This window comes from Prevotella sp. P4-51, from assembly GCF_002251455.1.
GTDB lineage: Bacteria > Bacteroidota > Bacteroidia > Bacteroidales > Bacteroidaceae > Prevotella.
In genome coordinates, this window is record NZ_NPJM01000063.1 from 1 (window position 1) to 26,098 (window position 26,098).

At 48.2% G+C, this 26,098-nt stretch carries 8 protein-coding genes and 1 pseudogene; 3 read left to right on the plus strand and 6 right to left on the minus strand.

The window, feature by feature from the left end; all coding sequences use genetic code 11:
- Positions 1-894: 894 nt before the first annotated feature.
- The 6 genes from CIK94_RS11055 to CIK94_RS11080 all read right to left on the minus strand — a co-directional run bounded on the left by CIK94_RS11055 (position 895) and on the right by CIK94_RS11080 (position 21,442).
- Positions 895-13,761, minus strand: a complete 12,867-nt coding sequence (locus CIK94_RS11055; protein WP_094423064.1) for a discoidin domain-containing protein — start codon at positions 13,759-13,761, stop codon at positions 895-897.
- 17 nt (positions 13,762-13,778) lie between these two features.
- The gene (locus tag CIK94_RS11060; protein ID WP_094387079.1) at positions 13,779-15,161 is read right to left on the minus strand and encodes a hypothetical protein; all 1,383 of its coding nucleotides are present in this window, start codon (positions 15,159-15,161) and stop codon (positions 13,779-13,781) included.
- A 260-nt stretch (positions 15,162-15,421) separates the two neighbouring features.
- On the minus strand, positions 15,422-16,447 hold the full coding sequence (locus CIK94_RS11065; RefSeq protein ID WP_094423065.1) for a FimB/Mfa2 family fimbrial subunit: 1,026 nt from the start codon (positions 16,445-16,447) through the stop codon (positions 15,422-15,424).
- Between the two features lie 914 nt (positions 16,448-17,361).
- Positions 17,362-19,419 (minus strand): hypothetical protein, encoded by a 2,058-nt coding sequence (locus CIK94_RS11070; RefSeq protein WP_094423066.1) that lies wholly within the window; start codon positions 19,417-19,419, stop codon positions 17,362-17,364.
- A gap of 35 nt (positions 19,420-19,454) precedes the next feature.
- Positions 19,455-20,789, minus strand: coding sequence for a hypothetical protein (locus tag CIK94_RS11075; RefSeq protein WP_144007805.1), 1,335 nt, complete (start codon positions 20,787-20,789; stop codon positions 19,455-19,457).
- Positions 20,790-20,809: 20 nt separating this feature from the next.
- Entirely contained in the window at positions 20,810-21,442 is a 633-nt protein-coding gene (locus tag CIK94_RS11080; RefSeq protein ID WP_094389348.1) for a DUF3575 domain-containing protein, read from the minus strand.
- Between the two features lie 143 nt (positions 21,443-21,585).
- Here CIK94_RS11080 and CIK94_RS14665 point away from each other — a divergent pair.
- The 3 genes and pseudogenes from CIK94_RS14665 to CIK94_RS11090 form a co-directional block, all read left to right on the plus strand.
- Positions 21,586-21,717, plus strand: a pseudogene (locus CIK94_RS14665) (IS982 family transposase); the annotation flags it as partial.
- A gap of 761 nt (positions 21,718-22,478) precedes the next feature.
- A complete protein-coding gene (locus CIK94_RS14465) occupies positions 22,479-22,619 on the plus strand; it encodes a hypothetical protein (protein ID WP_158214805.1) in 141 nt (46 codons plus the stop codon).
- Between the two features lie 383 nt (positions 22,620-23,002).
- Positions 23,003-26,092, plus strand: coding sequence for a SusC/RagA family TonB-linked outer membrane protein (locus CIK94_RS11090; protein ID WP_158215126.1), 3,090 nt, complete (start codon positions 23,003-23,005; stop codon positions 26,090-26,092).
- Positions 26,093-26,098 lie beyond the last annotated feature (6 nt).

The following is a 26,098-nucleotide window of genomic DNA, read 5'->3' on the forward strand; positions in this document are numbered from 1 at the left end:
TTAAATTTGCAGTCGTCATGGGAATGGGTATTTGTTCGTAACTCTTTGATTATCACCTATAAAGTTACTAAAAATATTCCATTCCCACAACTTTTTTAACACTTTTCTTACGTCGAACTCACGTTAATTACCATATTTTCAATGAATTATAATTCATCGAACTCACGTTAAGTTATGAAAGAGGGGGTGTGTCAGTTACTTCTGACACACCCCCTCTTGTACATCCTTACGACATCGGCAGAATCCATTTAGCAGTCAAAGACCTGGATGCACTGGGCTGTTTCATGCTGCCCTCCGCTATGGTAGATGTATCAGAGCATTATTGTTTCAATGCCTTACCATCAGAGTTCTTCATTTTGCAGTTATGTACCTAATCGCACCACCTCTATCGAAAGGGCGTTCACTGACAGCATTAGGTAGGTTCTATAAATTAGCTTGCGATGTATTTGCGACTATCGTGCCGTAGGTTTTTGTTTTTCACGAGGGAGCGTAGCGGGCTACGTGACTGAATGAAAGACAAAAAGATACGGTGCGAGAGGCGTGAAGACATCCAAGTAAAACAGAAACACTGCCTTACATTGAAAACTAATTTATAGAACCTACCTTTATTCATATAAGGAGAGTCCGAATCGATTTCTCCTTCAAAGCAGCAACGAGGTTTTGAAAAGATGATACCATCCTCTGCTTGGGTGACAAATGAATATGATTTGACTTTACGTCTCATAGTGACCATTTTGAGGGTGAAAATAGCCATTTTGTGGGGTCAAAATAGTTATTTTGAGGGGTGAAAATGAGGCGTATAGGTCAAAATGGGTGCTAATAATGCAGTTTGGATTTGGTACATATTTTAGGCGTATAGGTCAAGATTTTCGTCTTTTATTGCAAAATTCCCTATTAATCTCTCCTTACAAGCCCTATAACCTTGCTATTTCCCTCTGCCCTGACTACATATACGCCAGGAGAAAGCTCTGCCTCGCATTTGCCAAGGAATGGAGTGGCACGATGGCGGAGTATGCCATCGGTGGTGTAGAAGAGGACATCGGAATCTGTGGAGAGACCAGAGACTGTTACGTGACAACGGTTGATGGATATGGTCCATCTGGCACTGTTTTCATCACGTTCACCGATGTCAGGACGCACACCGCCGATGGTCAATGAGAATCTACCTGTGGTAAGCACCGGGGATGCAGGATTCTCGCCCACAGTAATCTCAGCAGTATAATCATCTTCCATAAGATTCGTTACAATGCCCGTTTGATAGTCTTTTAGCCATACCTCGGTGGTGGCGGGTGAAACGCCTGCACTCCTATCGAGCGAGAAGATGTAACGACCGGTTGAGCCAACCCTCGTAGCCAAGGATATTTCCTTTTCAATAGGAGCAGCACCTACCAACGACATCATCTCGCCGCCAGCGCCACATACGGCAATGTCGGGGATAGCGGGATTCATCGACATAAACTTCGCTCCGTCGCGATTGATGGTATATACCATAGAGGTGTTATCATCAGAGGTGTTATCCACTGGCTGCAGACTGACAACGCCAGCCGCATGTGAAACGCCCACGCTCCGATAGGCATCCTCACCTGTTGCATCTGCGGAAGACAAGGAGATATTGAGGACGTTACGAGTGTTGCCCGTGTTAGTAGAAGCAGAAGAGGTATATAAGAGCTGGGCAAAGTGGAGATGCTCCTCTTTGTTGATGGTTGCCGTCTGTGTGAAGAAGGCTTCTCCGGGCGAGAGTGTATTATCAGCATACCACGATTGCTTCGTCACATAGCTTCCATTGGGGTTCATCGTATATACCACGTGCGGCACATTCATGGCATACGTCCCGTCGTCCATCTTCTTATATACGGGATAATTGCTTATAAGATAAGGCATGCCCTTGAGGTTCCATCCCATATTATATACAGAGGTGAAGGTGAAGTCAGCACCGCCATTGGTTGATGTGCGGTCGTCATATTGAGTGAGGGTGACATAATCCTTGTCGGCAGACTCGCGATAAAGATAGTGAGCGTCAGGATCGTCAGCGGCTTTCGCTCCGTATGCGGTGAAACGAAGAGTTTGCTTTGTAGCTGTAGAGCCACGGTCGATGAGCATACCCTCGTTGGCTGTGCGGGTGTCTGTGGTGAGCAGTTTCCAACATGGAGAGTCGCTCTCTGCAAAGCTGTACTTATAGTTGCTTCGTGCCTCACCGTCATACTCATATCGATAGAATGGGGCAACGGCTTCTTCCGTAACATTGTTATTATTTTTATCGTATGTGGTAGTTGTGACGAAAGGCATTACGCCCTCATCGTTCGTCCCATAGTTCATGTCAAATGGCAGTGAGACGAGGGAGTATTGTGCGATGGTTTGCTGTCCGATGGTTCTCTCGGCTGCCACATATCGGAGGTCGATAGTATTGCCCTGTCCATAGAGCGAGCCGCCCTCCGATGCCAGAACGTAGCCTGGGCGCAGGGGATTGGCGTTGGTAAAGTATGGTGAATTGTCGCTCTTTACATCACAAATCAGATTGCCACCTTTTTGGAGATACACCACTGAGCCTTCATGTGGATAAGTCTGCCCGTTGTAGCTTGTGGCAAGAGTATTGGCATGTATGTCCAATGGCGAGTTGATAGTTCCCGTTGACCATGTCTCAAAGCATCCTTTATCCACATTGGAACCAATGAAACGGGGATTGCCGAGAAGGTCACGGTCTGAGGTATAGTCAACAAATTGCTGAAGAGAAGATGAGATATGGCTCTTGCCGTCACCCGATGTTCCGTTATCACCGCCTTCAATATTGTCTGTACGTTCGTGTAGCTGATACCACAAGTTGCGATTGCTGACATCCGCCTCTGGTATTTCTCCATGATAAGCCGTAGTGGAAGGACGGAAGTAGGGGGCAAACGGCATAGTAGAGTCCGTCTCCTTATACATTATATTATTAATGGCATGTGAGGCGGTGGAGCCTTGAGTCAAGTCACCTCCTACGACAGTGCAGTTGAGCATATAGCCTCCGGAGCTGAGATCGACAAGGGCTGAGGAGGCTGATGGCATCTTGTTGTCACGTATAAGCGTGTTGTAGAGCAGTCCCGACTGGAGATTGACGAGGTGTTGACCGGTGGCAGTAATCTCATTGTTGGCAATGATGGAGTTGCGCAGGGCCACATTGCCTTGCTGTATATCCACCACGGGCGAAGCGGATTTGTTTGCAGCACCGTTATCGGCATTACCAATCAGAAGTCCGTCGAAAAGACAGTAGGTTAAAGGCTCCACCGATTTTACACCATTCACGATGGTATGCTTGGCGTAAGAAGAAGCCATACCGTCGCGGTCGGCATCCATAGCCTTGATATATTCTTCTATCTTGTCGTTATCGTAATACTTGTTTCCATTCTTATCTGTCGTCTCCTCAACTCCCGTATTGATGGCTGACGGCAGACTTCCATAAAGCGTTACGTTGTTGCGCATGGTGATGGGCTTACCGGTAGATGTGTCCGTACCCTCCTTTACGAAGACATACGACTTTTCGCCTTCATGGACGTTAGAATAAACGGCTGCAGCATCTATGGCTTTCTGGAGATTGCCCTTGGTATATGCCTTTTCCCAAGAGAATCCGTTGTAGTCAGGGCCTGACAAGTCAAGCGATGGATTGACATAGAGCACACGGCTAAGAGTGGCGATACATTCATAAGCACCTCTCTCCATACCGGCAGAGCCGTAATAGCGGCTGTTATTGGCAAGGTCGAAGTCCTTCTTAACCAAGTCCACATAATATGGGTCGTTGTCATCGTCGGCATTCGAAATATCCACGTCAGAAGTGTAAGGATACCTTCCCGTGAGGTCCCTCACGAGTTCCACATATTTCTTAGGCGATGCCTTACCGATAATCTTTGCACTCGGATTGACACGGAAGTCGCGCGAAGCCTTAGCCCAACTGTCAGCAGCAGTTAATGCCGGGTCGAAGAAGTTCGGGCCTTGCAGCACGTTGTTGTTGTCGGATGACAACGTCACATTATAATTATTGACATTATCGTCTGAGCTGAGCGACGATATGGCATTATACGACATGCTTCCAGTAGCGGTTAGACCTGTCCATTCACGAGTAGTCTCATACCCGTTATTGCGCCAAAGCACAGAGTTGTGCATCTCCGAATTGCCTGAAAATTCTATCTCACCACCATTGAGGGCAAAAGTGCAGTTAACCACCTTGGTATCTGTGGCGACGAGCGGACTTCCCGCATTGCTATGGAATACGGAATTATAGATGAGAGCGTCACCTCCACCCTCGCCTATAGTTACTGCCGGCACTTCTGAGGTTGCTCCATTGATGCGGAAGTCGCAGCGGTTCATCGTCAGCTTATAGAGAGGATATTCAGATGGTGTGTCGCTGATTGGATATTGAGTATATTTAACACCATTATTGCTGACTATCTCTCCATTCTCCGTAACGTATGATTTACCTACAGGAGAACCATTTTTATCGACCTGATCCTTATAGAACACAGCGGCACCTCCGTCTTTATCTTTAGACTTAATATTACAGAAGGTCAATCCGTCGAAATATACAGGAACGACATAGTCTTTCACATCGTTAGTAACATTTCCCGAAGATTCCCTCTGCCTTACATCACCTATCACGAAGATATGTCCGAGGAGATCCTCATTCACGCCCGAGCGTTCCGAAGCGAAAAGATAAACGGGATAGTCGTGGATGTTCTCCAGTCCCTGCACATCCTTACTGTAGCCACCACGTATAGTAAGGGAGTTCACACCCTCGGGTGTCGAGCCAACGGGCGGCACTATACTACTCGTAGAGATGTCTGTTGTGATAGTGAAACCGAGATTACCATTGATGGTATATACCGGTTGGTATTGTCCTTCAAGCATACGAATCTCCTTGTCGTGTCCGTTGCGTGATGCAAGCAGCGTCTCTATAGCTCGCTGCACGTCGCTCGTCGCCGTCTCCCATGTCTTACCGTCAGCCACCGAGGCACTGGTTCTCTCCTGTTGCGTCACCCACAGCACATCTACATGTCCTTTCTCCACCGACGGGTCGAGCTTCACGTGCTGGTATTCATACACGCCGAGATCAATGTAAGTCTGGTGGTGAGTAGGGTTGGGGTCGGTGGAAATACGCAGCATCGACTTGCCCGTAGCATCGGCGTATGTCATATACTCGTCATTACCGATTGGCACAGCCGTCTCACCCGTGTTGACATTTTTGTCGTCATACGCCGTATGGCGATAGATACCGGCACCCTTTGCCTTTTCTTCTTCATAGACAAACGTCGGTTTTTTACCGCTCAGGTCCTGCTGTAGATATGTCCATCCATTATCCACGAGGTTGTTGATACGACCTATCATCCAGTCGGCAGAGGTATGATATCCTGCCTTTCCTGCCTTTGACGACGGGTTGATGAAGTTCGGTCCGTTGATGGCGTCGTTGTCAGAGGCGATGATGATGTTGCAGGTAACGGGGTTAAGACCTGTATTGGGATCCTTGTCGGGATTATCTACTGTTGACTCTTTGATAGTTGTGTTGTCTGTATAGAGATAGTTATATTTGCCAATCCACAGCGAAGGTATGAAAGTTCCGAAGCCTTTATATGTCTGGAGTCGGTAATCAATATTGTTTCCGGAGTTTACAGGGGCGTTACCCTTACCCTCCTCGTAGGCGCAGAACCACAGCATCTCGGCATTCTTCTTATTATTATCCTGACTAAGGTTGGCTACCCTGTTCAATCCGCTGTCACCCGTCACTTCATTGCCCCAGAATATGGTGTTGACAATCTTATGTGGATTGTTGGTTTTCAATGTTTGTTCGCCATCAGAGTACTTGCCTCCTTTATTTGGCTTATAGCAATAGATAGCGGGATAGGCATAGGCAAGATTGCGCACCACGTCGCAGTTAATCATGTGGAGCGAGGCATACTCTCCGAGCAGCACAGCACCTCCCACACCTGTCTGATAGTTTGTGTCAGCCTCGTTGTTTGCAAACAGCGAGTTTACTATCACGGTGTTGTAGCTGGCATTGATGGCGCCGCCACGTCCGGCGTATGTCACACTATTATTACCTATTTGGTCAGTCTCCACCTTGGCATAGTTCTGCACAAAGTTGCAGGCGAAGACCTTCAGCTCGCTGTCGGTGAAGATGGCACCTCCAAGGCATCCTCCGTTGTTGCGGAAGTTGCAGTTGCGCACCTCAAGAGGGATGCTTCTATATCCTACAGGCCTCTCGATAGCATTGCCGCTGCCATCCGTATATGTTCTTAAGACATCACCTGTAGTCCAGTTGCCTTCGACACAGATGGCACCCCCCTTATAGTATGTTGATTTACTGTTCACGGCTTTTGCGTCATATCCCATAGCCATGCCGTCCTCGATCTCCACACCATCAATGATGACAGGCACACCACGCTCGTATGGAACAGTGCCGTTGCCGGCATTTGCGTCATATTTCTCACTTGTGATGTCGTGATATTTAATCGTAGCATCAGGCAGTCCTCCCACGTGCTTCTCGTCGGCGATACAAGTTATGACGTGATATACGTTTTCGTTGGAATTACCGTTCACCACCTGTCCTGACAGAATGGTCTGCACTGCCATCTCCCACGGTTCAGCAATGTTGTTGTGGTTGATGTCGGAGAGTTCGCGGTTCTCTATGATGTTCTTAATCTTGGGATGGGAGATAACGACAGTTGAATTGCCATAAGTAAAAGTAGTATTATCAGATGGCTCAGCAGTGTTGCCATAATAGGTGGAATCCTTGTTATTGTCGCTTTGTTTTGTCTTGACACCTCCAACGATGGTCACGCCTTCAGGCACGAGATATGTACGTCCACGGCTGTTCACATATTCTCCCTTGATATTACGCATGGGGTAATATGTTCCGCCGCTGAGGATAATCTCAAACTTCTTCTTTCTGTTTGTATATACGCCATTCTCATCTTTCATCTTGCGTGCCTCCCTCACATATTGCAGCGCATCGTCGAGATAGCGCATGGGATAGGCGAACGACGAGCCTTCCTGCTGATAGTATGGGTCTTGGGTCTGGTTCTGCATCACCTCCACTGATGTAGTAGCCACGTCGTCCTCGTTTTTCACCACAAAGATGCGGGTCATGAGATTGTCGGCAGTAGCCACAGGCAGCACCAGTTCGTCGATGGCTCTCGCTCCGATGTCAATGAAGTCGTTGCCCTCAAATGTGCGTGTTTTCTTTGCGAGGTCTTCGGCGGTAAGGGCATCACTCGCGACAAGGGCTTTATAGTCCTTGTACTCCATGCCTCCACGTGCCAGCAGACTGTATTTCTTTATCTTATAGAACTCATAACTATTATGCATTCTCTTGACAGCCGTTCCCTTGCTGTCGATATAGTCATGGTTGTACGTTTCTGTGGCGAAGCGCACACCCTTGACCACATCGGTATGCACTGCGATGTTGTTGATACCCGGCTCACGTGTTGTCTCAGTGGCGCAGAAGGATATGGGATAGTCTTTGATGGTAAGGTTGGTGTTCCCCGCATCCGTCGGTGTTGTCATGCCGTTGACGTTCGACTGCTCGCTACCCGTGTTCTGCCAGAACAGCACACTGTTTGCCCTGACATTCGGCGTGCCGTTGGTGGTGAACGAGATACCTCCTCCCGCTCCGCTTGCCGTGTTATAGATGATGTCGGATGTGAAGATGCGGGCAGGGTTGGTTGCGGCGTTGACATTCTCAGAGGATGCCGATGCCGGTTCTTCCACGTATAGTCCTCCTCCGTCACCCTTGGTTACCTCGTTATATTGCACGATACTTCCGCTCACCAATGCGCCCTCTTCGAGATACAGTCCACCTCCGAAATCCGTAGCCTTGTTGTTCTGCACCACGCAGTTGCGTATATGGGCATAGCCCGTGACGATGGCAGCGCCACCCACACGAGTGTCAGTTCTCTTTCCTGTAGATTGCTTCTCGCCGTCGGCATTGCCGCCTTCAATGAATAGTCCGTCGAGCACGGCGCGGGCTGATATGTTTTCAAGAGTATCATTTGGATTGAGTGTTCCCTCTTCGTCAAATGTATTATTGGTGAACGTCACCACATTATACACGTTTACATCCTGGTCATCAGCCTGATATACACCGCTGAGAGTTGTGCGGTTTTTCAGTACATCACGGTTGTCGGTATAGTTGCCCTCAGAGACCTTGGTATAGAATCCGTTTTTGTCAGCACTTTCGTAGTCGTCGCTATATCCTCCCCATACCTCCACTCCATGAGGCACGATGATAGTATAGTCGCGTGTGTTCACCTCCTGTCCCGAATTCGTCTTCTTGTATGAGCGGCGAGGGCGATATACAAAGCCAGAATACTGATAAGTTTTGTTCCCGCCTACAGTTGTTTCCTCCGGCGCATCGCCCGCCAACTTCACAATCACTTGTTTCTTGACTACATCGTCCTTATGCTCATACACATATCTTCCCGCAGCATCCAGCACCTTCTGCAACTTAGTCCAGCAAGCCGCATTAGCGGGATTGGCAGCCGAGCCTGTGCCGCGTCCGTTCTGCGTGACATAGTACACCGCCTTGTCCGTGCTTGTAGTTACATCCGGCGTAATGCTATACGCACCATTAAACTCGTATGCACCGATATCCACGGTGCAGTCTTGGATACGGTCGGCATATTGCGCATCGTATGAAGGAAGCACAATATCGGCAGTACCCTCCATATTCTTACCCAACTGGTCAGTTCCCATATTAATGGCAATAGCCCCTTCCTTCAAACTATAGTCACCATTGTCGGCATCGTTGAAGAGGTCTGAGACTGACATACCCTTGTCATCCATATAAACGAATGAAGAAGCATCAACATTAGTATAGGAATTGTCAAAAGTCCTGTGTGTATTTTTATTCTTAAACAAACAGTTTTTCAGAGTGATATTGCCTTTTTCTGTGGTACAGTCGAATTCTTTGGTATTATTTGTTGTATTATTATAAATTATTGAGTTATACACATCAATACGGCCATTTGAGAACCATTTTCCAGAATACAGTGTATATGGTCCTTCATTAGCCGTAATTGTATTATTATAGAATCGTCCATTCTCAAAGAACACGCCAGTACCTTGCGTTGTTCCGTTACCTGTAATCTTATTATGAATGACAGAAGTGTTGAATACAGTACCAGTTCTTTGATAAAGTCCTCCACCAAAGACATTATTGTCAGAACCGCCTTCACTATTTAATATATTACCATCAATCTCACAGTTTTCAATTATTCCACCATTTTGGAATATGCCACCTCCACGAGTATTTGATTTTGACGACAGAATATTATTTGTTATCACACAGTTAGCCAAACGTCCATTGATACGCAAAGCCACTCCAGCTCCACCGTCACGCTGATGTGTAATCTTGGCTCTTCCGTTGCGGATAACAAAACCATCCCAACTGGTAATGACACAGAATGGATTAATTGGGTCGTTATCAAACTCCAGGTTATTTCCTGGTTCCTTTCCATTTATTTGTACACTTCCCTTAAAGTAAGGATATGGCTGGGTAAGCACACGCTGTGACTTATATGCCTTTGCATAACTATTAAGATCATATACATTGTTTTGGACTCTCGAACCTAATAAATGGTCAATCTTTGTGCTGCCGTTATAGGCCTCAATCTCTAATATGTCAACATGCTTTTGACTGTTATTTGAGTTGACCTTAATATATAAGTATTGACAACTAATAGTCCTACCAAAAACAAGGGTCTGTGATTTATCTGCTGTAATACCTTTATTTTCCCATATCAGCGTGAAGGCTTTCTCATCTACTTGTTGAGCTATACCATCATCGGAATAAGATGGTGCATATCCTATTGTATAGTTGTTGGGATAATAATTGCGGTTTGTGATTTTCAGAGATGTTATTTCATATGTCTGTCCCATATCTATAATTATCCACTGAGGCAGACCACCATTTTTAATTCCATGACCTGCATTATCGTCCTGCCAGCGCGAATGCCAGAATGTATCATTATTTCCATCAATACATGCAGGTGCATTACCCTGTTTATCATCGGAAGAAAAGTCAACTACTTTCCACAAATTAGTGACATCTCCTGAGGAATAAGCAGCCAATACATTATGCTTATAGTCATCTACCTGAGGCCCCCATGCTCCTGTACCAATAACACCTGTCTCAGTCACCTCGTCATCTCTCAATGTCTCAAGGATAGATGTCTTGGGCATACGCTCTTTCATACCAGGGGATTGAGGGTCGCCTCCCTTGCCAGGGAAACCACCATATACATCCACTGCATCACGCATGAAGAAGCCTTCGCGACGGATGTATTCACCCTCACCTATCCAGACTTGAACTCGCTTGCTCTTGTCAACAGTTGAGACTTCTATAGTTGTACGGTCAGGATTGACTGTGCTTTGACTTCCTGGATTGAAATGAGTTACACCTGATTTTGTCGTATATTTAATAGTATTATCATCATTCCTATCCAACGAGCGGGCAAAAGCCTCATCCACAGCCCATTGGAGTCCTGTAAGTTGATAGCCGTCTTCATACAGTTCCGCATCCACGCCGCCAAAGCCGTGGTTGTTCTTATATTTGTCTGACTCGAGGTTTCCATTGATGGCATTCTGCCATGATGAACCGTCACCATCCCTTGTGTTGTCTATTGTTCCGTCGGGATTACGGTAGTCGCGCACATAAATAACCTTGCCGTATGGTGGCTGGTAGCCTCCCTCAACATCCTCATTGGAAGTGTCGCCTTCTGCCACTTCATTGTGGTTCTCCACTGCACCAATGTCGGCTGCACCGCCATAGTTGCGGTAGATATTTGTTGTTATGTCCTTGCCAAAGCCGGGGTCAGTGGCTGAGGAACCTGTCTCGTTGGCAGCATTCACCATCGGATTCATGTTCATCGGCATCCAGTTGGGGTCGCCACCGTACATCGTCACATCACCATCCTTGTTTACCCCAATGTTGCTCGTGGGGTTGATGAACTTGGGATAGGTGTCGGTAAATGAGGAGTGATAGGAGAACTTGGAGGTGGCGACATCGCTAAAAGAAGTTACTCCCAGGTCCATCATATTGTTGGCATTGGTTGCTCCTTCTGCCAATGTTATTCTTCCGTTTGATGTCGTATAGAAAGTGACAACCTTGGAATCGGGAGTAGAGGCATCAGCCTTCAAATCCGTTATCTTGGGATTGTTGCCTGAGGTGTATGAGCCATAGCCGATATTGGCATGCAGGGCGGTGTTCTTTACCTTGATATTGGCATGGTCTGTAGCCATAACGCCATATCCCACGTTGCCACGGATGAGGCAGTGATTGAGGGTGAGCGTGGTGTTGCTGCCCGTAGCCTCAACGGTGGCAGCCTGCTGCTTTGTCACGGCATTGTTGTGGAAGATACAGTTCTCCACATCCACCTGCATCACGGCTCCTGGAGTGTTGCGCAGGAAAAGGGCGGAGCCTTGCGAGGCGGTGCAGTTGGCTACCACGCAGTTGCGTATCTTGATGTTCTCCATCAGTTTGTCGGCATAACTGTTGATAATGGCGATGCCCGCTCCTCCCTCCAAAGCGAGGGTGGGCAGCACACTGCTCGTCTGGGCATTGGCAAAGTAGAGCTGGAAGCCATCCACAATAACGTCGGTCGCTCCATGGCGCACGGTGATGATATGACAACCATTTTCGGCATAGTCGCCACCTGTGATGTTGGCGGTTATGCGGGTTGGGTAAGCCTTGGGATTGCGCTTGGATATGTTGGTGCCGGTGAGCGATGAGGCAAAACCGCCATATAGCCGCACATGGCTCGGCAGGTCGATATACGACGAGCGGATATAGGGAATATAATTGTTTCCAGCCGTGGTGGTTGTGCCCTCCTTGACAAGTAGCTGCACAGGATTGGTAGCTGTGGGATTGAGCTTCTTGACAACATAATCCAAGGCATCGTTGATATTACTGAAAGCATTCTCCCACGAATTGCCCAATGTCTCATCTGAAACTAATGACACCTCAGCATCAGTGGTGGGGTCGATAAATATTGTTTTTATCGGAGTGGTATTGTCTTCCATACTTGCCACTAACTCATATTCACCATTAAAGCTATTAGCCACAAAGGCGCCAAGCACGCAACGGGGGGCAAACTGACTGCCTAAGATGTCCTCAGTGATATGTGCATCAATGATGTCCTTGCCTTCCGTCTCGTAGTCAGAGCCATTGGGATAGTTGGCGCTCGTTGGATAGTCGTTGAGCTGCATCCCCTTATGGCGCAGGTATGACGAGGCGCGGGGATTCCATCGTCTTGAGACAGTGGAACTACCCAGCACTCCCGTTGCATCGGGGACATTGGTGAAGTCAGGATAATATCCCGGAATAGACTCATTGCTGTTTTCCTCATTCAAGGAATACACTCCGTTGGTGCGCTTCACCGTTCCGCTCCAATCGACGTAGTTGTATTTGGAGAGAGCCACGAAGTCGAGCTTCACCTTCGGGGTGGAGGCATTCTCACGGTATGTGGCATACTGCACATTGTTGTTGGCAGCTACCTCATTGCCCCATATCACGGAATTGGTAACCATACCGCCGCCATCCACATACAGTCCGCCGCTGCGTCCGTAGCGACGGCTATTATACACCACTCCCGCTCCCACACATTTGTTGCATGTGATGGTGAGGTGGTTGAGCAGACCGCCATTCTTCATAAACACTCCACCCGCCTCGGCCGATGATGTGTTGTTGTTCACCACGCATCCCGTTGCGTATGAAGCATATCGCGCCTTGTCGTCCTTAGGCTGCGAGGAGAAGGCTATGGAGAGTCCGCCACCACATCTCGCGGCATTGTTCTCGATGAGACAATGGCGCACGATGCCGCCATCATCGCAAGCTACACCGCCACCATATCCGTCGGTAACACCCACTCCGCCCGACTGGTTCTGGGTGACATAGCATTGCTCCATCAGTCCGCCGCCGTCCATATACACACCGCCTCCACGCAGCGACGATGAGTTCTGGCGGATGATACAGTTGCGTAGCACGGTATTGCCCACCATATACACTCCGCCGCCATAACTGTTGTGATAAGCATGAGAGCCGTCAGTTTGCTCGGGCACGGTGCGGTTGGAGGCATTGCCGTCGCGTATGGTAAAGCCGTCGAGACCGGCGGTATCGGCAAGAGCCACGCCGCGGTTTTTGGTGTCGAGACCGGAGGAATGGGTTGAGGTGTTGGTGGCAAACCATACCACATGGTATGAGTTGCCCGTAAACGACTCGTCGTATTCGTTCTTTTTCGAGTCCCACTTCATCGGGTCTTCCGTAGAGCTACTGTGATTACCACTGAGCGTGGTGGTGTTCTTCATTAGCCACTTCAATCCTTTGGCTTCAGAGATTGGCATTTCCGAACCTTTAGCATCAAGGACGATACGTTCTTCGGGAGTGTCTTCGGGATTTGCGGCATCAAATCCTCCATACACCGTTATGCCCTCATAGATAAGAAAAGAAGTGTATAGCACACCGTCGCCACCGGGGGTAGAAGTGGTGGGGCTGTATGTTCCTTTCGCCACATACACCCGTCCCTCCGTGATGCCGTTTCGGGTCATATAGTCGTGAAGCGACTCTATGGCATCCTGCAGGTTGTTCTTAGCCTGCGCCCACGAAGTGCCGTCGTTGGCATAAGATCCATTCGTCTTCACATATCTCACAGGTCCGCTGAAGCTACCCGTCTGCGCAAAAGCTGTGGTGCAGAGGGTCAGCAAGGCTATTATCGTAGTATATAATCTTCTTTTACTCAGCATGTTATTATCTATGTTATTTACTTATTTGGATCGGTAAACTTCACTATGTTTTCCACGTCTTTCACAGTGTTGACATGGATTGTCGCCCTTATCCATGGGGTGAAAATCGGATAGCCGTCGCTGCCTTTAGGAGCACCGTTGAGGTCTGACTTCTTTATCTTTATCCGGGCATGATGACCCGTGGTGGCATGGTCTTCTTCAGTGAGAAGGGAAGAATATGATCCATCCTTTTTTTTCTCTGAGGTGGTGTAATTGTTCACCAGTATCTTCAACGTAATGTCGTAATAATAATCTCCAGGACTTGGGGTAACAAGTTCCGGCATCACATAGATGACCTTGCGACCGTAGTACATGCCCGACTTTTCTGCTTCCGGGAGCACTTGGTAGTATTCCTTTCTTGTTTTGGCGTTTCCTTTAGAATCTGTATATGGCTGATCTTTTCCCGTATACTTCTCTTCTCCGAGAAAAGCCGCGTCGAATGTGCTTTTGTATTTTATCACATTCATCGGCTTGAATATTGGCAGTTCTTCCTTAGGCAGTAGTCGCGCCTCGATGAAGGAGAAGAACACCTTGTTGTAGTCTTCGGATGTGTTATCCGTCGTGCTGCGCATTGTATCCTTAGAACCATTTGATTCCTTTTTCTCCTGCTTCCATGCCTTGGTTCCTTGAAACTTCTCGTCGATAGTCCATTGCAGGTCAACCTTTGTTGCCACATGATACAGCACCATGTCGATATGCGGCACATTAGAGGCATAGTCTTTTATGGTGCCGTAATAATTACCATCGTTTTCGAGGTTATATGGCGAGGAGTAGAGGTTCTGCATATTGTTACGCAATTCAGACTGGTTGGTGAACGTAACTCCATCCTCTACTTCTTTAGAAGAACTCCAAGACGAGACATCTGTCACGAGTTTGTATTTCGGGTTTGCTGAGCCACTGTCATCCAAGTCCAGATTGCTTGCCACCACATACACCCTGCCTTCCTTGCGGTTGAGCGGGAGATTGATGGAGAGATGACCTTGATAGACATAGAGGCCATCCTTAGCCGAGAAATGACCATTGGTGTTATCTCCGGAAGTGGAGAGCTTCCAGTCCTCGGACTTCACCTCTTGCTTCTTGAATATGACTTGGGTGGAATTAGAGGAAGAGGTTGAGACGAGGTATATATAGAGATATTTGGGGAGAGCAAAGGTCTCCGCTTCACCGGGGTCTCCAAGGGCGCGGGTGACGGCTAACGTCGAAGCAGGCTCCTCATTGCCTATGCCCACATCAGTGGGATTGACGAATCCTTCGGCGGGGATAGAGATGGAGATAGGCATCTCCACGGTCTCCAGACCGCGGGAGGCAAGACTGTCGTCATCCGAACAAGAGGTGACGAAGGCAGCAGCCAGTATCATCATTATAGTCAATAATATATTTTTCAAATCAATTTTCATTGTTATTTTATTTTGGAGGAGTTATTTAATAACTTAAGTTTCGCATATGCTCAACTTTTTGGAAGTTAAGGAGTTAAGGAGTTATCGCTCCCGTTGGTCGCTGGGAGTTAAGCCATTAGTATTGAGCATTGGATATAAGCGCAACAACATTTGGCTTAACTCCTTAACTCCTTAACTCCTTAACTACCAACTATTATCCTTTCTTGCGAAAGTTGAGTTAATAACTATATCTCCGGCTCATAAGTCCCCCCTTGCTTCCAGTCCAGCGTCACGCTTACTCCCACGTCGTGACTCTCGGGAGTGAGCGAGCCGTCGTGCTTCATCTTCATCTTTATTATCTTGAGATAACCGGCGAGGAGGGGTTGCTCCACAGAAATGATGTTCTCAGTGACAGAGCCGTCGGGGAGGGTGATGTATGCCTTTATGCGGAAGAGGGACTCTGCCTGGGAGTCTGCCCTTGCCGGGGCTTGACTGACGGCGGAAGCGGTGGCTACGGTGTTGTTCCTTGATGGGAAGCTCACGGCATAATGGCAGGTGCGGTGCTGACCGGGGAGAGGTATCTCAGTTGAGCGCACCACGGGATTGGCTGTGAAGGCGTAGGTGCTGTCAGCCACTGCGAAGGAGGTGGCGAAGTCCTGGGTGAACACCTTCATGCCGCGTATATCCACACCCGTGGTATCCACCACAAGAGCGGCGCAGCTGTTAGCCATATACAGGTCAACGTAATATGTCTCGGTGCAGCCGCACACCTCTATCACTTGTCTTGCGGTGAAGAGACCGGTGGTGTGGCTGTTGAGGGTGTCGGTGAGGTTGTCATACTGCAACTTCATGTCACCGGGATGGGTGTCATCGAGGGGGCGGATATTTTCAGCGTCGGCTATATTTGCCACAACGAGATTACGGTAGTCACGTTCTGGCAGATACACCACGTATTCAGCTTGCGACGCATCCATCGTATGCTTTTCCGTTTTATACAGTTTGTCGTCGGTGTCATAGAATGAGAGAGAGATGTCGTGTGCCCAGTCAGTGAATATACCGCTGAGTGAGGAGCTGAGTGCTTGTGCCACGGGGCGTTCCTCCTCCGTGCCGAGCTGTGTTTCGAGTTCGGTTTGGATGTTTGTTCTGAGTTTCAGGCGATATACGATTTTGTTGTCCAATCCGCAGTCGGAGTTGTCCTCGTCGATGATAGAGCACGACGAGAGCATCACCGCCGCAGCGGGCAGCATCAGCAGACAATACTTGCTTCTCATTACCTTTATTTATATTATATTATAATTGTTGTTATTAATAAGCACTACATGAATGCGAGGTATTACGCTTTTGCCCTTACAGGGCGAGCGTTGACGCGGTTATGCCAATTACCCAGGGTGGCGCTACGCTCTGCCCTGGGCTATGGGCTGTTGCCCTTTCAGGGCGTGCATTCAACCTGAAGGGCGTGCATTCGACCTGCGTGACGTGCATTCGACCTGCGTAACGTGCATTCAACCTGCAGAACGTGCATTCGACCTGCTTACGACCTAAAATATTACGTTCTGTAATGGTCGAAATATTGCGGGATAGTTGCCAAAATATTGTTCGGATAGTTACCAAAAAGATGTTGGGTAGTTTCCACAATCTCTTTTGGTAGTTAGCAGAATATCATTCGACAGCTCGCATTCAAACACGATGTCCCTTGTCCTCACACTACAAAGAGTTAAGTAATGGCATCACGACAACAGTTGTCGTGATACCATTAGGACTTTCTATAAGTGTCGGAAGTGGATTCGGCAGTGATACCTCCTCTCCCAAGTCAGTATCCCTCCATGTCGGAGAAGCTAACTTAACTCCTATTCTAAGTCAGGCTTTCCACGTCGGAGAAGCTAACCTAACTCCTCTCCTTAGTCAGGAGAGTTGCCCTTTAAAGGGACGGAGAGGTCTGTCTTCTCACGCGCAGCCACTGGGAGCGTGGGCGTCCCGCCCGCGGCATGCCGCCAAAGCATATATCCCTCAGGCATAATGGCTTTATATTACCATCTTTCGGCAGAAGGGACAGACCCCCTCCCCCCTTCGGGGTACTCCCCCTAACTTAGGGGGAGAGCTGAGATTACTCTCGAGCATAGGCTTGCCGCTTCAGACGGCGGTATCTCGACAGTTCCTTTACTTCCGATACTTGAAATATACTATATTAGTTGATTGGAACATCGAATGTCAAACCACTCTGCCATGTGAGGTCAACAGAAAGACCGAGCTGGAGCTTAGAGGCACGGAGGTCAGGAATAGTGACGTATGCGTTCTTCAAGCTATTAATAGTGAAGTTGGCAGTAGTTGTGTAGTCCTGAATGAATACACGGTTTACATTTGTTGCAGGGAAGTTAGACTTAGTAGTCTCAGGCCAATTTATTGAACCTGATGCTGTACCACCTGTATTATTGTCATTTGGATCCAACTTTGCCACAAGATAGAACTTCTGTCCAGGAGCAATGCGACCATCTACCCCAAAGAATTCTTCTTTATCATTGACAAGCTCCAATGCAATGTTGACAGCGGGCTGCTTTCCATCAGTTGCATCAGAAACATAGTTATCAAAAACCAAAGTATAGTTCTTTGATGATTCTGAATTACGTTTTGCCCAAACACCATTAGAAGATGCATCAACAGACAAATCATTGTCATATACAACATACTTCTGGTCATTTGACTTAGGATTAAGGAAATCCCAACCGACTGTCTTTGACTGACCACCAATAAGAATACCTGTTACATGGAATCCACCAGTTGGTATTGTTATCTGTTGATTAGAACTTTCCGAGTTCATTGCAGCGGAGTTGTCTTCAAGATATGCTTTATCAGCACACTTAACTGTAGTTGCAAGACATGCCACACCATAATTAATATTATATTGAAGAGCTACTGAACGAGAGTTGCTATTAACTGTTTTAGTCCAGTCCCTGAAGTTTCCTGTTGATGCATTCCAAACTCCATCCCAATTAGCGACTGTAGTTGGCCAAACATCAGTTCCTGTACCAGTTGTGGCAATTTCTTTAGTAGTTGCACGTGCAGGAGTATGTACAAAGTATGTAAGCGCAGCTGGATATGTAACATTATTCACGTCAAATGCAACATTAGCATTAGTTCCAGTGGACCCTGCATTTCCTACATTACCGTTGGTTACATATTCAAATTTATTAGTGGTATCAAAAGTCAACTGGGCAGCACCTTCAGGAAGTCCGTATGTTGCGGGGAAAGTGCTATATTTATCAACGAGTCCATCATACTCTAACTTATAGCCAGTAGTATTACCCTTAGTGTCTTGCTCTGCTGTTGCCTTGACTTTAATTGTACCACTTGCATTAGTAATATTATCCTTTATAGCACCTGCAAGTCCCTTAACGTCATTGTCAGAAGACGAGCTAAGGTTTTCGCAAATCTCATACAACTGCTTCAATGTGAAAAGAATTGCATTAGCAGAACCTCCACGAGCACCATTTGAACCAACAGAGGTGAAATTTGTATATGCAGTTTTTAAAGTCTGCCATTTTGATTCATCGCCAAGCGAAGCCCATGTACTTGTCGTACTTGTTGAATTAGTATATGAACTATTTACGATTGCATCAAGATAATCAGAAAACTCCTTAGCTGTTGTTGTATAACCACTATTTTCGCTGAGTGTAGTTACCAAAGAATACTCGATGTTAGCTAAAGTCTGTCCACTTCCAATGGTAGGTGTTGCTAATGTTCCTTTACTAAATCTATCTTTATTGTTAGATGAGCCAATAGGACCGGTTCCATAGAATAAGAACTGACTTGTTCCTACTGGGATATATACGTCAGTATAAATCTTGCTGGATTGAGTATCAGAAATATCAGAAGCATTAAGTTGTGCGAGTGTAATAACCTGATCCAGCTGAATGTTAGAAGTTCTTTGTGCAGAAGAAGTAGTAACATTAAAAACATCAGCCTCTTTAAAAGTAAGAAGATTGATATTATTCATACCAAGGAATGTACCTGTATTACTATTAGTACCACTTCCATTCTGAGTATTTCCACCAGTCATACGGGTTGAGGTCTTTCCTGAAACAGGCGTTGCGATATTAATCGCAAACTGGGTCTTCACGCTCTTACCGTCATACGTGGGGTTGACGGGAGCATCTGTTACGTCGTCGGAGGACGAGCAGGCTACGAAACCTGCGGTTGACAACAGTGCTATCGCACCGTTGAGAACGTAATGATTAATTTTCTTCATAACTTTTTGTATAATTAAATATTGTATATAATTGATTATTCAAGTTGTTCTGCATTGCGGCGGGCATCCTCGTTACCTGAGGCTGCGGCACGGCGGAAGCGGCAGAGAGCCTCTTGCTTGTCGCCCGTCATGTAGAGGGCTACACCGAGGGCGTTCTGGGCGCGCTCGTCCTGCTCTACGGTGCGGAGCATCGTCAGTGCCTCGGCATAACGTTCCTCACGCAACAGCTCTGAGGCACGGTTGATAACCGCGGCGGCTGAATCGGGCACGTAGTCGTAATATATGCGGATGTATCCTGAATTACGCTGGTCGCTCAGCACGTTGTCCTTCAAGTATTTATATGTCTTTCCCCTGTTCAGCCGCTTCATCTTGCGCTCACGCTCGTCGGGGTTCTTCTCGGTGTCGATGATATTGAGTAGCTGGTCGCGTCCCTCTATATTGCTGTCGGCAATCTGGTCGCGCAGCTCTGTCCATGCCTCACCGCCGTTGCATAGCTCAAACATGGCATTGCCTGTCTTTACCCTCTGCTTGATATAGTCGCGCAGGGCGGCAGCACGGTTCTGACCCAAGAGGTTGTTGCGCTTCACGCTTCCCTCGGGCGAGGCAAGACCGATAATCTGTATGAGCTTTACGCTCGACGTGGAGTCAGCCATAATCTGGCGAGTGATGCTCACGATGGTGTCGAGAGTGGCGGCATTGTCGCGGAAATCGTGCAGCAGTGTCCACTTGTCCAAGGGGAAGAAGACATACAAGGCTCCCTCCTCCTTGCGCAGTATGCGGCTGCTGTCGTAAGGACGATACTGGGATATATGCTGAAGCACGGGATTGTTGCGCTGTAGCTCGCCCGCCTTGCCGGTGTTGTCCTCAACCGGGGAGAACACGGGATGGAAGGGACGCTCGCAGAGGAAACTGTCGCAGCAAAGGACTACGGCAGGACTTACCTCGCAGCAACCCTCCCCCTCTACTGACGTGCAGAGCTGAAGTGTGGAGCCTACTACCCAGGGATAGCGGTCGGTGGGCAGATAGGCGGTGCGAGTGATGACTGAGTCGATACCCGAAGGCACATACGAGGGTACAGTGGCATTGCGGTCGCCAAGCACCACGCGGCGGCGCAGCTTCTTGGCATTGAGCTTGCCGCGCACAGTGACTGACTCCTCAAAGATGGTGTCGGTGCCACAGGTGAAGAGCGGAGTCACCTGATAGGAATAGTCGGATGCCGGCTGAGGCAGGGTGAAGGAATAGCGGACACGGTAGCCATTGCCCTCGCGCTCCACACCGTCAACACGCAGTGACATCTGCGGTGACGTCTGCGATATGGCATCTATACATGCCATAACCGTGAGAGTGATAATCAGAAAAAATCTTTTCATAAATATATCCTTTCCTTACCTTATTTTATTATATACACTATGTTCAACGCCAACTTGGGCAGAACAAGAAACTTGTTGTCGGAACCAAGGTAGGTGCCGCACTTAGGGGAGTAGTACCTGTCAGACCAGGTATAGCCGAGGTCGAGACCCGCCTCAGCCTCAAGACTCCAATGGGGAGAGAGTATCCACGAATAACCGTAGGATGCACCTATGGCGGCAAGGTCGCCCTGTCGGCGCTCACCGTCAACACCACCATAAAGTCCAAAGGGAAACTTGATGTCGCTTACGTTATAATGCACATAAGCTATGTTTGCTCCGAAGTAATGTCCTGAGAATGATTCGCACAACCAGTAGCGAAGTTGTGGGGCAACAAGCAGATGCTTGAGTTTCTTGTTGTCGGAAAAAGACCATGGGTTAAGGGCAACATTTATCCCGGCTGTCCATTTGTTGGATAGCCTTACCTCTATAGCTGCATTGGGAGTTGTGGTGGCGTCATAAAGGATGTTGCTTTTCAAAGCCAAGCCTTGTGCTTTTATGGTTGAAGTGTTACCCATCAACAATAACAACATCAACAATATTACCTTTATCCCTATTGTCTTGCATTTGCTCATTGCATCTGTTTTTAATAATACCTTATTCTGTTCATTTATCATCGACCTCCCAGTAATGGTTTACGGTATGATGCGACAGGTTTATTTGTCGATTAAGTTGCTACGCAACGGTTTTCCTAAATTGACGGTGCAAAGTTACTGAACTTTTTTGTATTGCTGATGATTTCTGCAAAGTTTTTGATGCATTGAAAAAAAAATTGGCGCTTTAGGCAGAAAGAAAGCGCAAATACCAGCGTGAAAGCCGCATGTCAAAGGCGGAAATCATGGTGATAATGATTCTCTTTCATTCATCAGGGTATCGCTGCTTGAAGCATTTTCGTCGAACTCACGTTAATTATGTACAAAGTTATGCGATTATTTGTAAAATCTATCCTTTCTGTCCTTTTTTTTTCATTTTTGCAGCATTTTTAGGCAAAAACGGCGGCCATCGTCGCGTTTTCTGCCATTCCAAGCAGTTTATTTTGAGACCATTTGCACATCGCCCGCTTGCGCAAAAAGTTGCGCAACCCTTGTCCCGACGACCTGCGACATTGGCGCAAATTTGTCGCAGACATCCTCCGTCTTCTTCGCCACATCCTCCGTCCTCTTTGCCGATAGTCTTCAACTTCTTCGCCGCTTCATCCGTCTTGACCGCCATATCCTCCATCTTGCCGCTGCCCCCATTCAGCTTCTCCGCCGCTCCGGCTGTCTTGCTCGCCATTCTGACCCTCCTGTCCGCCACCGCGCCAATCTTGCCCGCTACCAACTATATGTTGATTTCAGGGCATGAAATAATGATTGCAAAGCATGATTTCCTTATTTCGTGCCCCGAAACGACTGTTTCGCGCCTTGCAATTATCCTCAAGAGGGCTGCGGGCGCAATGGCGCTGGTGTCGGCGCAAGGCGTCGCGTACGCGAGCGATAGAGTAATTACTATTAATAGAATATAGTTAAACATATTTAATTTCGCCGTCATCCCTCCGCATCTCTTTTCCCCTCTGCAGCATGGCCGAGATGGCTCTGGCTGCCAGCCTTTGACTCCCGCCCGCATCTCGGGCGTGGTTGTTGTTGGTGAAAGTATAAGTATTTGTAATACAATATGAAGCACGTTACGCAGAATGTGCGCTCTGCCAATCGTCAAGTAGCTGCGCCCGTCTTGCCGACCATCACGCTTGGCATCAAAGTCATCTCTGCGCCCGCCGCGCGCGTGTTTATGATTGTTAACAATCACCGCGCTTGATGTGTTAATTGTTGCAAATGCCCCCAGAGCCATCTCTGCTCCTTTTTTCCATCCCTTCTGTCGTTACCTCTCCATTGCAGGACGATTGAAAAAACACTAAATGCACGTCTGAAAGTCATCACGACCTTGGTGGAATTGTGTGCTGTGTACGCACACAGCGATTCCGACCACACAATTTTGCGTTAAAAGCGAAAAAAAGTTCATGAAAATTTGCACGGGAATTATATTTTTTGTTAAATTTGCGGCCATAAAACCAACGTATGCTAAACTCGGACGCGTCCAGGACCAGCCCAACGCAATAAAACCTCATTATAAAAAATTGAAGAATTAGCACTAAACGTCTATTCTTATATGTCTAACTTAAAATAATAATGTTCAACGCTATGAATGAAAAGCAATTGTTAAGATTGTGCTTTTCTGCAGCCTTGTGCATGGGTGCTCTGAGTGTCAGTGCCGCTTCTACGGAAGCCACAGGCAGCTCCTACTCTGTACAGCAGGCTAATGTAAAGCAGGTTAGCGGACAGGTACTCGACGAGAACGGCGAGCCCATCATCGGAGCAACCGTTACACTGAAGGGAACCAAGACCGCAGTGCCAACCGACGTAGATGGTAACTTCTCATTGAAGGCTCCAGCAGGTAGTAAACTTGTCATTACCTATCTGGGTTACTCCACCGTAGAAGTCAATGCCGGTGAAGGCATCAAAGTAACCATGAAGCCCGATACCGAGGTGCTGAATGAAGTTGTGGTAACAGCTCTGGGTATCAAGAAAGAAGCCAAATCACTTTCGTACAACGTACAGCAGCTTGGCGGAGATGCTGTAACAAAAGTCAAGGATGCCAACTTTGTCAACTCTCTCAATGGTAAAGTAGCGGGTGTCCAGTTTACTACAGGTTCTGCCGGCGTCGGCGGTTCTACCCGTGTCGTTATGCGTGGTGCCAAGTCACTCACCGGCAACAACGGCGTACTCTATGTCATCGACGGTATACCCATGAATGACCTCAAGGGTAGCCAGCCCGAGGGAATCTTCGAGGGTGCCGGCCAGACAGGTGATGCCGTGTCTACCATGAACCCCGATGACATCGAGAGCATCAACGTGCTCACCGGTCCTTCGGCTGCCGCCCTCTATGGTGCCAACGCCGCCAACGGTGTCATCCTCGTTACCACCAAGAAGGGTAAGAAGGGTCATATGGACGTTACCTACAGCGGCAGCTTCCAGTTTTCTGAGCCCTTTGTGATGCACGAGTTCCAGAACCAGTATGGTCCTACCGAGGCCAACTCCTACTTCAGCTGGGGTAGCAAGCTCGCCACTCCTTCAAGCTATAGCCCTAAAGATTTCTTCCAGACCGGTACCAACATCTCTAATAATGTAAGCCTCTCTGTAGGTTCTGACCACAACCAGACCTATCTCTCTTTGGGTTCGACCAATGCCCAGGGCATCATCCACAGCAATGACCTGGACCGTTACAATGTAGCTTTCCGCAACACCACAACTGCATTGAACGACAAGCTGACCATCGACTTCAGCTATATGCTCTCTACCGCCAAGGAGCAGAACATGCTGTCACAGGGACAGTATCACAACCCGCTGGTTGCCGTCTACCTCTTCCCCGCAGGCGACGACTTCAGCAAGCTCGGCTACTATGAGCGCTATGATACCAACCGCAACTTCCCAGTACAGTACTGGCCCTACGCCAACGATATGAGTATGGAGAACCCCTACTGGCAGACTGAGCGCGAGCGCTATATCAACCACAAGACCCGCAATCAGATCTCGCTCTCTCTCAACTACAAGATCAACAGCTGGCTCGACGTGACCGGTCGTGTGAAGTACGACAACAGCCACAACCGCTCCGAGTACAAGTTCTTCGCTTCTACCAACCAGTTGTATGCCTCTAAGTATGGCGCATACAAGAATCTGACCGAAGACTATACCACACTCTACGCCGAGGCATTCCTCAAGGCCAACAAGTATTTCTGCAATGAGACATGGAATGTGTCTGGTGTGCTGGGTACCAATTATACCCAGAACGACTACAAGCCTTTCGGTTTTGAGGGCCATCTGCTGGGTACCCCCAATATCTTCACCTTTGAAAACGTGAAGACCAGCGATGCCACCTTCAAGAAATATCAGGATGACGGCTACCGTACCCGTCTGGAGAGCGTATTCGCTACTGCCCAGGTAGGCTACAAGGGTATGGCTTATGTAGACCTCACCGCCCGCAATGACTGGTCATCCAAGCTCGAAGACAATTTCTTCTACTGGTCTGCCGGTATCTCTGGCATCTGGACCGACATCTTCCCTGTCATCAAGAGCAACAAGTGGCTCAACTACTTCAAGACCCGCCTCTCTTATGCTGAGGTAGGTAATGAGCCTAACAATCCTTATCTCAAGCGCGGCGGTTACACCATCAACCCCACTACCGGTCGCCCTGAGACCACTACCGTCTTCTATGATGACCTCAAGCCCGAGCGCACCAAGTCTTGGGAGTTGGGTCTCGACTTCGTCCTCTTCCAGAACAAGTTGAAGGTCAACGCCACTCTCTATAAGTCGGCTACCTATGACCAGTTCTTCAACGTGCCTATGTCTTCATCTACCGGTTATACCAGCATCTGGACCAACGGTGGCCGCGTAGACAACAAGGGTATCGAACTCTCTGCCCGCTTCAGCCAGCCACTCGGCCCCGTAGACTGGGAGACCTATATGACCTGGACTCTCAACCGCAACGAAATCAAGGAGATGCTCCACGGATGGAAGAACCCCATCGACGGCCAGCTCTACGACCTCGACGTGATGTATCCCGCCAGCACTTCAGGTTATCAGAACCGTCTGCAGGTAGGTGGCTCTATGAGCGACATCTGGGTACGCACACTCAAGACCGACGAGCACGGAGCCATCTATGTCGACTCTGACACCAAGACCGTAGAGGCCAGCCCCAACGGCAACCAGTATTATGCTTATGCCGGCAAGGCCACACCTAATTACAACCTCTCTTGGGGCAATAGCTTCAGCTGGAAGGGTCTCAACCTCAGCTTCCTCTTCACTTACCGCAATGGTGGCGTGGTAGTCTCTGAGACACAGGCCATCCTCGACTACTATGGCGCTTCCAAGGCTTCTCAGGATGCCCGCAACAACGGTGGTGCCATCGTCAATGGCAAGCCCATCCCCGCTCAGGCTTACTATCAGGTAGTGGGTAACCCCACCAAGACCATCGATGCCATGTACACCTACAGCGCTACCAACCTGCGTCTGCAGGAACTGAGCCTCGGCTATGATGTGCCAATCACCAAGTATGTCAACTGGATCAAGGGTCTCAACCTCTCATTTGTAGCCCACAACCTGTGGATGCTCTACAACAAGGCTCCATTTGATCCTGAACTTACATCCAACACAGGAACCTACTATCAGGGCGTAGACTACTTCATGCAGCCAAGCCTCCGCAACTTAGGTTTCTCTGTTAAAGTTAAATTCTAACAAGGA

Bases quoted from the DNA above. Each gene is read 5' to 3' on its own strand.
- CIK94_RS11055 (WP_094423064.1), bottom strand. From the start codon at position 13,761: ATGCTGAGTAAAAGAAGATTATATACTACGATAATAGCCTTGCTGACC.
- CIK94_RS11060 (WP_094387079.1), bottom strand. From the start codon at position 15,161: ATGATGATACTGGCTGCTGCCTTCGTCACCTCTTGTTCGGATGACGAC.
- CIK94_RS11065 (WP_094423065.1), bottom strand. From the start codon at position 16,447: ATGAGAAGCAAGTATTGTCTGCTGATGCTGCCCGCTGCGGCGGTGATG.
- CIK94_RS11070 (WP_094423066.1), bottom strand. From the start codon at position 19,419: ATGAAGAAAATTAATCATTACGTTCTCAACGGTGCGATAGCACTGTTG.
- CIK94_RS11075 (WP_144007805.1), bottom strand. From the start codon at position 20,789: ATGAAAAGATTTTTTCTGATTATCACTCTCACGGTTATGGCATGTATA.
- CIK94_RS11080 (WP_094389348.1), bottom strand. From the start codon at position 21,442: ATGATAAATGAACAGAATAAGGTATTATTAAAAACAGATGCAATGAGC.
- CIK94_RS14465 (WP_158214805.1), top strand. From the start codon at position 22,479: ATGAAGCACGTTACGCAGAATGTGCGCTCTGCCAATCGTCAAGTAGCT.
- CIK94_RS11090 (WP_158215126.1), top strand. From the start codon at position 23,003: ATGAATGAAAAGCAATTGTTAAGATTGTGCTTTTCTGCAGCCTTGTGC.